8 protein-coding genes are annotated in these 11,651 nt (G+C 49.3%); 7 read left to right on the top strand and 1 reads right to left on the bottom strand.

Annotated features, from left to right (window positions below):
* Positions 1 to 110: 110 nt before the first annotated feature.
* The 7 genes from iaaA (at position 111) to FEK43_RS07985 (ending at position 10,206) form a co-directional block, all read left to right on the top strand.
* On the top strand, positions 111 to 1,076 hold the full coding sequence (gene iaaA / locus FEK43_RS08015; protein ID WP_135406254.1) for a beta-aspartyl-peptidase: 966 nt from the start codon (positions 111 to 113) through the stop codon (positions 1,074 to 1,076).
* Positions 1,063 to 2,934 (top strand): glutathione ABC transporter ATP-binding protein GsiA, encoded by a 1,872-nt coding sequence (gsiA, locus tag FEK43_RS08010; RefSeq protein ID WP_135406298.1) that lies wholly within the window; start codon positions 1,063 to 1,065, stop codon positions 2,932 to 2,934. The genes iaaA and gsiA overlap by 14 nt, the downstream gene beginning before the upstream one ends.
* A gap of 19 nt (positions 2,935 to 2,953) precedes the next feature.
* A complete protein-coding gene (gene gsiB, locus FEK43_RS08005) occupies positions 2,954 to 4,492 on the top strand; it encodes a glutathione ABC transporter substrate-binding protein GsiB (RefSeq protein WP_135406255.1) in 1,539 nt (512 codons plus the stop codon).
* A gap of 17 nt (positions 4,493 to 4,509) precedes the next feature.
* Positions 4,510 to 5,430 (top strand): glutathione ABC transporter permease GsiC, encoded by a 921-nt coding sequence (gene gsiC, locus FEK43_RS08000; RefSeq protein ID WP_135406256.1) that lies wholly within the window; start codon positions 4,510 to 4,512, stop codon positions 5,428 to 5,430.
* A gap of 2 nt (positions 5,431 to 5,432) precedes the next feature.
* The gene (gene gsiD, locus FEK43_RS07995; RefSeq protein ID WP_135406257.1) at positions 5,433 to 6,344 is read left to right on the top strand and encodes a glutathione ABC transporter permease GsiD; all 912 of its coding nucleotides are present in this window, start codon (positions 5,433 to 5,435) and stop codon (positions 6,342 to 6,344) included.
* Positions 6,345 to 6,521: 177 nt separating this feature from the next.
* Entirely contained in the window at positions 6,522 to 8,870 is a 2,349-nt protein-coding gene (locus tag FEK43_RS07990) for an EAL domain-containing protein (RefSeq protein WP_138158502.1), read from the top strand.
* A gap of 7 nt (positions 8,871 to 8,877) precedes the next feature.
* The gene (locus FEK43_RS07985) at positions 8,878 to 10,206 is read left to right on the top strand and encodes a GGDEF domain-containing protein (RefSeq protein ID WP_130205173.1); all 1,329 of its coding nucleotides are present in this window, start codon (positions 8,878 to 8,880) and stop codon (positions 10,204 to 10,206) included.
* A gap of 46 nt (positions 10,207 to 10,252) precedes the next feature.
* Here the strand turns inward: FEK43_RS07985 and rimO are convergent, their stop codons facing one another.
* Positions 10,253 to 11,578 (bottom strand): 30S ribosomal protein S12 methylthiotransferase RimO, encoded by a 1,326-nt coding sequence (rimO, locus tag FEK43_RS07980; protein ID WP_130205175.1) that lies wholly within the window; start codon positions 11,576 to 11,578, stop codon positions 10,253 to 10,255.
* Positions 11,579 to 11,651: the final 73 nt, after the last annotated feature.

Below are 11,651 nucleotides of genomic sequence, written 5' to 3'. Positions count from 1 at the left end.
GCCTTTACATGCCATATACATCTTTCTATATTCAAAAATTGAATGAGTAATTCATAAAAATTCTGATATTTATAGCAAAAGTGGCGAGCCACCCTTAATGGACGAAGACTATGGGCAAAGCAGTCATTGCAATCCACGGCGGCGCAGGCGCAATTAGCCGCGCACAGATGAGTCTGCAACAGGAATTACGCTACATTGAGGCGCTGTCTGCCATTGTTGAAACCGGACAGCAAATGCTCGAAGCGGGCGAAAGCGCGCTGGATGTGGTGACAGAAGCGGTGCGCCTGCTGGAAGAGTGTCCGCTCTTTAACGCCGGAATTGGCGCCGTCTTTACGCGTGATGAAACGCATGAACTGGACGCCTGCGTGATGGATGGCAACACCCTGAAAGCGGGGGCGGTGGCGGGCGTTAGCCATCTGCGCAACCCAATTCTTGCCGCTCGTCTGGTGATGGAGCAAAGCCCGCATGTGATGATGATTGGTGAGGGGGCGGAAAACTTTGCTTTTTCTCATGGCATGGAGCGCGTCTCGCCGGAGATTTTCTCTACGCCTTTGCGTTATGAACAGCTGCTGGCGGCGCGTGAGTGTGGGGAAACCGTCCTCGACCATAGCGGCGCTCCGCTGGATGAAAAACAAAAAATGGGTACGGTGGGCGCCGTGGCGTTGGATTTACACGGCAATCTGGCGGCCGCCACGTCCACGGGCGGAATGACCAATAAATTACCCGGACGAGTGGGCGATAGTCCCTTAGTGGGTGCTGGATGCTACGCCAATAACGCCAGTGTGGCGGTTTCTTGTACCGGTACGGGCGAAGTCTTCATCCGCGCGCTGGCGGTGTATGACATCGGCGCGTTAATGGATTATGGCGGTCTAAGCCTCGCGGAAGCCTGCGAGCGGGTGGTGATGGAAAAACTCCCGGCGCTTGGCGGCAGCGGTGGCTTAATCGCTGTCGACCACGAAGGTAACGTCGCACTACCGTTTAACACCGAAGGAATGTATCGCGCCTGGGGCTATGCAGGCGATACACCAACCACTGGTATCTACCGCGAAAAAGGGGACACCGTTGCCACACAGTGATGAACTTGATGCCGGTGATGTCCTGGCGGTCGATAATCTCAACATTGCCTTTATGCAGGACCAGCAGAAAGTGGCTGCGGTGCGCAATCTTTCTTTTCGGCTGCGACGCGGCGAGACGCTGGCCATTGTCGGGGAATCAGGTTCCGGTAAATCTGTCACAGCACTGGCATTGATGCGTCTATTGGAACAAACAGGCGGTCTGGTGCAGTGCGATAAAATGCTGTTGCGGCGACGCAGTCGTGAAGTGATTGAGCTTAACGAGCAGAGTGCCAGTCAAATACAGCATGTGCGCGGCGCAGATATCGCGATGATTTTTCAGGAGCCGATGACCTCGCTGAATCCGGTATTTACTGTGGGTGAGCAGATCGCCGAGTCTATCCGTTTGCATCAAAACGCCAGTCGTGAACAGGCGATGGTAGAGGCGAAGCGGATGCTGGATCAGGTTCGCATCCCGGAAGCCCAAACCATTCTTTCGCGTTATCCGCATCAACTCTCCGGCGGGATGCGCCAGCGAGTGATGATTGCAATGGCGCTGTCATGTCGCCCGGCGGTGCTGATTGCGGATGAACCAACCACCGCGCTGGACGTCACCATTCAGGCGCAGATCCTGCAATTAATCAAAGTATTGCAAAAAGAGATGTCGATGGGCGTCATCTTTATTACTCACGACATGGGCGTGGTGGCGGAGATAGCCGATCGGGTGCTGGTGATGTATCAGGGCGAAGCGGTCGAAACGGGCAGCGTTGAACAGATTTTTCATGCGCCACAGCATCCTTATACCCGCGCGCTGTTGGCTGCCGTGCCGCAGTTGGGGGCGATGAAAGGGCAAGATTATCCTCGCCGTTTCCCGCTGATATCACTTGAACATCCGGCTAAACATGAACGACCTGTCGAGCAGAAAACGGTGGTTGATGGCGACCCTGTTTTACAGGTGCGTAATCTGGTGACCCGTTTCCCTTTACGTAGTGGCTTACTGAATCGCGTTACGCGAGAAGTGCATGCGGTTGAGAAGGTCAGTTTTGATCTCTGGCCTGGCGAAACGTTGTCGCTGGTGGGAGAGTCCGGGAGTGGCAAATCAACCACCGGTAGGGCGTTGCTGCGCCTGGTTGAATCCCAGGGCGGCGAAATCATCTTCAAAGGGCAGCGAATCGATACCCTTTCACCTGGCAAACTTCAGGCATTGCGCCGCGATATTCAGTTTATTTTTCAGGACCCTTACGCCTCGCTGGACCCACGTCAGACCATTGGTGATTCGATTGTCGAACCGCTGCGTGTACACGGTTTATTGCAAGGTGAAGAAGCTGCTGCACGCGTTGCGTGGTTGCTGGAACGCGTTGGCCTGTTACCTGAACATGCGTGGCGTTACCCGCATGAGTTTTCCGGCGGTCAGCGTCAGCGCATCTGCATTGCTCGCGCGTTGGCATTGAATCCAAAAGTGATCATTGCCGATGAAGCCGTCTCGGCGCTGGATGTTTCTATCCGTGGGCAAATCATCAACTTGTTGCTCGATCTCCAGCGCGAGTTTGGCATCGCCTTTCTGTTTATCTCCCACGATATGGCCGTTGTAGAGCGGATCAGTCATCGTGTGGCGGTGATGTATCTCGGGCAAATCGTTGAAATTGGTCCACGGCGTGCGGTCTTTGAAAATCCGCAGCACCCTTATACACGTAAATTACTGGCGGCAGTTCCGGTCGCTGAACCGTCCCGACTACGACCGCAGCGCGTGCTGCTGTCGGATGATCTTCCCAGCAATATTCATCTGCGTGGCGAAGAGGTTGCCGCCGTCTCGTTGCAATGCGTCGGGCCAGGGCATTACGTCGCACAACCACAATCAGAGTACGCATTTTTGCGTAGATAACATTCAGGCGGAGAATAAAATGGCAAGAGCTGTACACCGTAGTGGGTTAGTGGCGCTGGGCATTGCCGCAGCGTTGATGGCACCTTGTGCATTCGCTGCCAAAGATGTGGTTGTGGCAGTGGGATCGAACTTCACTACGCTCGATCCGTATGACGCGAATGACACGTTATCTCAGGCCGTAGCGAAATCTTTTTATCAGGGACTGTTCGGTCTGGATAAAGAGATGAAACTGAAAAACGTGCTGGCGGAGAGTTATACCGTTTCCGATGACGGCCTCACTTACACCGTGAAATTGCGCGAAGGGATTAAGTTCCAGGACGGCACCGACTTTAACGCCGCAGCCGTCAAAGCGAATCTGGACCGAGCCAGCGATCCGGCAAATCATCTAAAACGCTATAACTTGTACAAAAATATTGCCAAAACTGAAGCGGTCGATCCGACAACGGTGAAGATTACGCTCAAGCAACCGTTCTCCGCGTTTATTAACATCCTCGCTCACCCGGCGACTGCGATGATTTCACCGGCGGCGCTGGAAAAATATGGCAAGGAGATTGGTTTTCATCCGGTCGGAACCGGACCGTATGCACTGGATACCTGGAACCAGACCGATTTTGTGAAGGTTAAAAAATTTGCGGGTTACTGGCAGCCAGGCTTGCCCAAACTGGACAGCATCACCTGGCGTCCGGTGGCGGACAACAATACCCGCGCGGCAATGCTGCAAACCGGTGAAGCGCAGTTTGCTTTCCCTATCCCTTATGAACAAGCTGCGCTACTGGACAAGAACAAAAATATCGAGCTGATGGCCAGCCCGTCGATTATGCAGCGTTATATCAGTATGAACGTGACGCAGAAACCATTCGATAACCCAAAAGTGCGTGAGGCACTGAATTACGCCATCAACCGTCAGGCACTGGTGAAAGTGGCCTTTGCGGGATATGCCGTTCCTGCCACTGGTGTGGTGCCACCGAGTATTGCCTACGCGCAAAGTTATAAACCGTGGCCTTACGATCCGGCTAAAGCGCGCGAACTATTAAAAGAGGCGGGATATCCCAACGGTTTCAGTACCACATTGTGGTCATCACATAATCACAGTACCGCGCAGAAAGTGCTGCAATTTACCCAGCAACAGCTAGCGCAGGTGGGGATTAAAGCCCAGGTAACGGCGATGGATGCCGGGCAGCGGGCGGCAGAAGTTGAAGGTAAAGGGCAGAAAGAGAGCGGCGTGCGAATGTTCTATACTGGCTGGTCGGCCTCGACCGGTGAAGCTGACTGGGCGCTATCGCCGCTGTTCGCCTCGCAGAACTGGCCACCGACGCTGTTTAATACTGCGTTTTACAGCAATAAGCAGGTGGATGACGAGCTTGCCCAGGCGCTGAAAACCAACGATCCAGCGGAAAAGGCGCGCTTGTATAAGGCGGTGCAGGATACCATCTGGCAAGAGTCGCCGTGGATCCCGCTGGTGGTAGAAAAACTGGTGTCGGCACACAGCAAAAAACTGAGCGGTTTTTGGATTATGCCAGACACTGGCTTTAGCTTTGAAGATGCGGATTTGCAATAAGTAGCGCAGGGAGAGGAATGCTTAATTACGTTATCAAACGCTTGCTGGGGCTGATTCCGACGCTGTTTATTGTCTCGGTGCTGGTGTTTTTGTTTGTCCATATGCTACCCGGCGACCCGGCGCGATTGATTGCCGGTCCAGAAGCCGATGCGCAGGTCATCGAACTGGTGCGTCAGCAACTGGGGCTGGATCAGCCGCTGTATCACCAGTTCTGGCACTATATCAGCAATGCCGTGCAGGGGGATTTTGGTCTGTCGATGGTGTCGCGTCGTCCGGTTGCCGAGGAGATCGCCAGCCGTTTCATGCCTACGCTGTGGTTGACCATTACCAGTATGACATGGGCGGTGCTGTTCGGCATGGCGGCGGGTATTATCGCCGCCGTCTGGCGTAACCGTTGGCCGGATCGATTAAGTTTGACCATCGCAGTATCAGGGATTTCATTTCCGGCATTTGCGCTCGGAATACTGCTGATTCAGGTTTTCTCTGTTGAACTGGGCTGGTTGCCTACCGTAGGTGCAGACAGTTGGCAGCATTACATATTACCTTCTCTGACGCTCGGCGCGGCGGTGGCGGCAGTGATGGCGCGTTTTACCCGCGCCTCGTTTGTTGATGTTTTAAGTGAGGATTATATGCGTACCGCGAGGGCGAAAGGGGTAAGCGAAACCTGGGTTGTCCTCAAGCATGGTTTACGCAACGCCATGATCCCTGTGGTCACCATGATGGGATTGCAGTTTGGCTTTTTGCTCGGTGGCTCTATCGTGGTGGAGAAAGTATTTAACTGGCCCGGACTTGGGCGTTTACTGGTCGATTCGGTAGAAATGCGTGATTACCCGGTGATTCAGGCAGAAATTCTGCTCTTCTCGCTGGAGTTTATTCTTATCAACTTAGTGGTGGATGTGCTTTACGCCGCCATTAACCCGGCTATCAGGTACAAGTAAGGATGCGACTATTTAACTGGCGACGTCAGGCAGTGTTAAACGCTATGCCACTGGTAAAACCTGACCAGGTACGTACACCGTGGCATGAGTTCTGGCGACGTTTTCGCCGTCAGCATATGGCGATGGCCGCCGCACTGTTCGTTATTTTGCTGATTGTGGTGGCAATTTTGGCCCGTTGGATCGCCCCCTATGATGCCGAGAATTTTTTCGATTATGACAACCTGAATAACGGACCTTCTTTGCAACACTGGTTTGGTGTCGACTCGCTGGGGCGTGATATTTTCAGCCGTGTCCTGGTCGGCGCGCAAATCTCGCTGGCGGCGGGTGTGTTTGCTGTCTTTATTGGTGCGGCGATCGGTACGCTATTGGGTTTACTGGCGGGATATTACGAAGGCTGGTGGGACCGATTGATTATGCGTATTTGCGATGTGCTGTTTGCCTTCCCGGGTATTTTACTGGCGATTGCTGTTGTTGCGGTGTTAGGAAGCGGTATTGCCAACGTAATTATCGCAGTCGCCATCTTTTCCATTCCGGCTTTTGCCCGTCTGGTGCGCGGCAACACGCTGGTGTTGAAACAGCAAACTTTTATTGAATCGGCGCGCAGTATTGGTGCCAGCGACATGACCATCTTGTTGCGCCATATCTTGCCCGGGACTGTCTCTTCCATTGTCGTCTTTTTCACAATGCGTATTGGCACTTCGATCATCTCGGCTGCCAGCCTTTCATTTCTTGGCCTGGGGGCGCAGCCGCCGACACCAGAATGGGGGGCTATGCTCAATGAAGCGCGAGCGGATATGGTCATCGCGCCGCATGTGGCGGTTTTCCCGGCACTCGCTATCTTCCTTACCGTGCTGGCTTTCAACTTGCTGGGCGATGGCTTACGCGACGCGCTGGACCCGAAAATTAAAGCATAGCCACGGCAGAATATTGCTTAAAAATGTAATGGCGTCATAGGAAATTATTGCTATACGCAAATGTTGTAACTTTCTGCCGATTTTGTAGAATCAGGTAATTGGGTAAATATGCTGCTGTAAAAGTCTATTTATGCAGCAGGGCAGCGTACTGATAGTTATTTTGTTACGTGTATTAACATGCTTAGTTTATACGAAAAGATAAAGATAAGACTGATTATTTTATTTTTGTTGGCTACGCTGTCATTTATTGGTCTTTTTTTCATCATTAACTATCAGTTGGTATCGGAAAGGGCGGTAAAACGTGCCGATAGCCGCTTTGAACTTATTCAAAAAAACGTAGGTTATTTTTTTAAAGATATTGAGCGTTCTGCCTTAACGTTAAAGGACTCGTTGTATTTATTAAAAAACAGTGAAGAAATTAAACGTGCCGTCATTCTGAAAATGGAAATGATGCCATTTCTGGATTCGGTAGGATTGGTACTGGATGATAATAAATATTATCTCTTTTCACGTCGGGCGAATGATAAGATCCTTGTTTACCATCAGGAAAAAGTAAATGGGCCGCTTGTCGATGAGGCAGGACGCGTCATCTTTGCCGACTTTAACCCGTCGCAGCGGCCCTGGTCGGTGGCATCAGACAACTCGGTCAGTAGTTGGAATCCGGCCTACAATTGCTTTGATCGACCAGGGAAAAAGTGTATCTCTTTTACCCTACGAATTAATGGAAAAGACCGTGACTTACTGGCGGTTAACAAAATTCATGTTGACTTAAACTGGCGCTATCTGAATGAATATCTTGATCAAATCAGTTCGACTGATGAAGTGCTGTTTTTGAAACAAGGCCATGAGATCATCGCCAAAAACCAACTCGCCCGTGAAAAACTGATTATTTATAATAGCGAAGGAAATTATAACATTATTGATTCTTTCGACACGGAATATATCGCAAGAACATCAGAAGTTCCAAATAACTCGTTGTTTGAAATATATTTTTATTATCCAACAGGTAATTTATTTAACGCATCAGATAAACTCTTTTATCTACCATTTGTATTTATTATTACCGTACTGCTGTTGGTTTACTTAATGACCACGCGTGTGTTTCGTCGACAATTTTCCGAAATGACAGAACTGGTCAATACGCTGGAGTTTTTGCCCGATTCTACTGAACAAATGCAGGCGCTGAAAATCCGCGAAGGCGATGCGAAAGAGATTATCAGCATCAAAAATTCCATAGCGGAAATGAAAGATGCCGAAATTGAACGTTCGAATAAACTGCTCTCGCTAATCTCCTACGATCAGGAGAGTGGTTTTATCAAAAACATGGCGATTATTGAATCTAATAATAGCCAATATCTGGCAGTCGGGATCATCAAACTGTGCGGACTGGAAGCCGTCGAAGCTGTGTTTGGCGTCGAGGAACGCAATAAAATCGTCAGGAAACTGTGTCAGCGAATTGCCGAGAAATATGCGCAATGCTGCGATATAGTGACATTCAATGCCGATCTCTATTTATTATTGTGCCGGGAAAATGTACAGACGTTTACCCGCAAGATAGCGATGGTAAATGATTTCGACAGCAGCTTTGGTTATCGCAATCTGCGCATACACAAATCTGCCATTTGTGAACCGTTGAAGGGTGAAAACGCCTGGAGTTATGCCGAAAAGCTGAAACTGGCGATTTCCAGTATCCGTGACCATATGTTCTCTGAGTTTATTTTCTGTGATGACGCGAAACTCAACGAAATTGAAGAGAATATCTGGATTGCGCGTAATATTCGCCATGCAATGGAAATAGGTGAATTGTTTTTAGTCTATCAACCGATTGTTGATATGAAAACCAGAGACATTATCGGCGCAGAAGCATTATGCCGCTGGATCTCTGCGGAACGAGGAATAATCTCACCACTGAAGTTTGTTACGATTGCTGAAGATATTGGGTTTATCAATGAGCTTGGCTATCAAATTATTAAAACCGCAATGCGTGAATTCAGGCATTTTAGCCAGCGTGCGACCCTGAAGGACGGTTTCTTACTGCATATTAATGTGTCACCCTGGCAGCTAAACGAACCACACTTTCATGAGCATTTTACAACTATCATGAAAGAACATGATCTGCAGGCGAATAGTATCTGTATTGAGATCACTGAAACAGTGATCGAACGAATTAATGAACATTTTTATCTCAATATTGCACAACTGCGTAAACAAGGGGTAGGGATATCGATTGATGACTTTGGCACAGGGCTGTCAAACCTGAAACGTTTTTATGAAATTAACCCTGACAGCATAAAAGTAGATTCGCAATTTACCGGCGATATTTTCGGCACCGCGGGAAAAATTGTACGCATTATCTTCGACCTGGCACGCTATAACCAGATTCCGGTGATTGCAGAAGGTGTTGAGAGCGAAGAGGTTGCGCGTGAATTAATCAAATTAGGCTGTGTTCAGGCCCAAGGGTATCTGTACCAGAAGCCTATGCCATTCTCTGCCTGGGATAAAAGTGGAAAGTTAGTAAAAGAGTAGTTTAGGTATGTCCAGAATCAATAAATTCGTACTTACAGTCAGTCTGCTGATTTTTATTATGATTTCGGCAGTTGCCTGCGGGATCTACACTCAAATGGTGAAAGAACGGGTGTATGGCCTGAAACAGTCCGTTATTGATACTGCTTTTGCGGTGGCAAATATTGCTGAATATCGGCGTAGTGTGGCAATTGATCTCATCAATACGCTAAACCCTACGGAAGAACAATTGCTGGTTGGCTTACGCACAGCCTATGCCGATTCGGTTTCTCCTTCTTATTTGTATGATGTTGGACCTTATCTGATTTCCAGTGATGAGTGTATTCAGGTAAAGGAGTACGAGAATAACTATTGTACAAATATCATGCAGGTGGTTAAGTATTTGCATGTTAAGAATACGGGGTTTATCTCTTTTGACGGTAAAACCTTCGTCTATTATCTCTACCCGGTTAGCCATAATCGTAGTCTGATATTTTTGCTTGGGCTGGAGCGCTTTTCTTTACTGTCAAAATCACTGGCAATGGACAGCGATAACCTGATGTTCTCACTTTTTAAGAATGGCAAATCGGTTACTGGTGATGAATATAACGCTAAAAACGCCATCTTCACTGTTTCGGAAGCGATGGAGCACTTCTCCTATTTGCCGACAGGATTGTATGTGTTTGCCTATAAAAAAGACGTTTATTTTCAGGTATGTACGTTGATCATCTTCTTTGCCGCATTGGTGGCGGTTATATCAGGGGCCAGCTGCCTCTATCTGGTACGCAGAGTGATCAATCAGGGCATTGTTGAAAAAGAAGCCATTATTAATAACCATTTTGACCGTGTGCTGGACGGTGGGCTTTTCTTCTCGGCGGCGGATGTCAAAAAACTCTACAGTATGTATAACTCAGCGTTTCTTGACGACCTGACCAAAGCGATGGGCAGAAAATCCTTTGACGAAGACTTAAAAGCCTTGCCGGAAAAAGGCGGATATTTGTGCCTGTTTGACGTCGATAAATTCAAGAACATTAACGACACTTTCGGTCATTTGTTGGGCGATGAAGTGTTGATTAAGGTTGTGAAAATCCTTAAATCACAAATTCCGGTGGATAAAGGCAAAGTCTATCGTTTTGGCGGCGACGAATTTGCGGTGATTTATACAGGTGGAACGCTGGAAGAGTTGCTATCGATATTAAAAGAAATCGTTCATTTCCAGGTGGGAAGCATTAATTTAAGCACCAGTATCGGCGTAGCGCATTCAAATGAATGTACCACCGTTGAACGGCTGAAAATGCTGGCAGATGAGCGACTGTATAAGAGTAAGAAAAACGGCAGGGCGCAGATTAGCTGGCAATAATGTTTATAGCAGGCCGGGAAAATAAATTTGCCCGGCCTGGCATTAATTAAACCCGACTACCCCACAAATCGTACTCATCGGCATGCTCGACTTTCACACGCAGGATGTCGCCTGGCTTAACCTTGGTTTCACCGTTGAGATAGACCGCGCCGTCGATTTCCGGCGCATCAGCCATACTGCGGCCAATCGCGCCTTCTTCATCCACTTCGTCGATGATCACCAGAATTTCACGGCCAACTTTCTCCTGCAGGCGCTCGGCGGAAATCTGTTGTTGCAGTTGCATGAAGCGATTCCAGCGTTCTTCTTTCACTTCTTCCGGGACCTGGTCCGGCAGAGCATTGGCATCTGCGCCTTCAACCGGGCTGTATTTAAAGCAGCCAACGCGATCCAGACGTGCTTCTTTCAGGAAGTCGAGCAGCATCTGGAAATCTTCTTCCGTCTCGCCAGGGAAGCCGACAATAAAGGTTGAACGCAGGGTCAGTTCCGGGCAGATTTCACGCCATTTTTTGATACGTGCCAGTTGGCGATCCACCGAACCTGGGCGCTTCATCAGTTTGAGAATGCGCGGGCTGGCATGCTGCAGCGGAATATCCAGATATGGCAGGATTTTGCCTTCAGCCATCAGCGGGATGACGTCGTCCACGTGCGGATAAGGGTAAACGTAGTGCAGACGTGTCCAGATCCCCAGTTTCGATAACTGTTCGCACAGGCTGACCATGCTGGTTTTTACCGGCTCGCCGTTGTGGAAGCCAGTACGGTGTTTTACATCAACGCCATAGGCGGAAGTATCCTGTGAGATCACCAGAATCTCTTTAACGCCCGCATCCACCAGACGTTTCGCTTCGCTTAATACTTCGCCAATCGGGCGGCTCACCAGATCGCCGCGCATTGAAGGAATAATGCAGAAGGTGCAGCGGTGGTTACAACCTTCGGAAATCTTCAGATAGGCATAATGACGTGGGGTCAACTTAACACCCTGTTCCGGCACCAGGCTCAGGAACGGATTGTGTTTCGGTTTTGGCACGTAGTGATGAACGTGCTCCAGAACCTGCTCGTAGCTATGAGGCCCGGTGATTTCCAGCACTTTCGGGTGAACTTCGCGGATCTGATCTTCTTTTGCCCCCAGACAACCAGTCACAATCACCTTGCCGTTTTCATTCAACGCTTCGCCAATGGCTTCCAGTGATTCTTGCACCGCACTGTCAATAAAGCCGCAGGTGTTGACGATCACCATATCTGCGTCGTCATAGCTCGGTACTACGTCATAACCTTCAGTACGCAGTTCGGTAAGAATGCGCTCTGAATCGACGAGGTTTTTCGGACAGCCGAGGGAAACAAAGCCGATTTTCGGCTGGGGAGTTACTTTGCTCATAGCTTAAAAAATATTCAGTTACAGGAAAGGTCAGGGCAGGGATTCTACAGAGTTCTGGATAAAATTTGTATCG

Source organism: Escherichia sp. E2562 (assembly GCF_005781075.1).
Classification (GTDB): Bacteria; Pseudomonadota; Gammaproteobacteria; order Enterobacterales; family Enterobacteriaceae; genus Escherichia.
Note: the sequence above shows the minus strand (reverse complement) of the source record. Positions and strands in the feature narration are given on the sequence as shown.

Coding starts and splice junctions, on each gene's coding strand:
- FEK43_RS07990 (WP_138158502.1), top strand. CDS start 6,522: ATGCTTAGTTTATACGAAAAGATAAAGATAAGACTGATTATTTTATTT.
- rimO (WP_130205175.1), bottom strand. CDS start 11,578: ATGAGCAAAGTAACTCCCCAGCCGAAAATCGGCTTTGTTTCCCTCGGC.
- iaaA (WP_135406254.1), top strand. CDS start 111: ATGGGCAAAGCAGTCATTGCAATCCACGGCGGCGCAGGCGCAATTAGC.
- gsiD (WP_135406257.1), top strand. CDS start 5,433: ATGCGACTATTTAACTGGCGACGTCAGGCAGTGTTAAACGCTATGCCA.
- gsiC (WP_135406256.1), top strand. CDS start 4,510: ATGCTTAATTACGTTATCAAACGCTTGCTGGGGCTGATTCCGACGCTG.
- gsiB (WP_135406255.1), top strand. CDS start 2,954: ATGGCAAGAGCTGTACACCGTAGTGGGTTAGTGGCGCTGGGCATTGCC.
- FEK43_RS07985 (WP_130205173.1), top strand. CDS start 8,878: ATGTCCAGAATCAATAAATTCGTACTTACAGTCAGTCTGCTGATTTTT.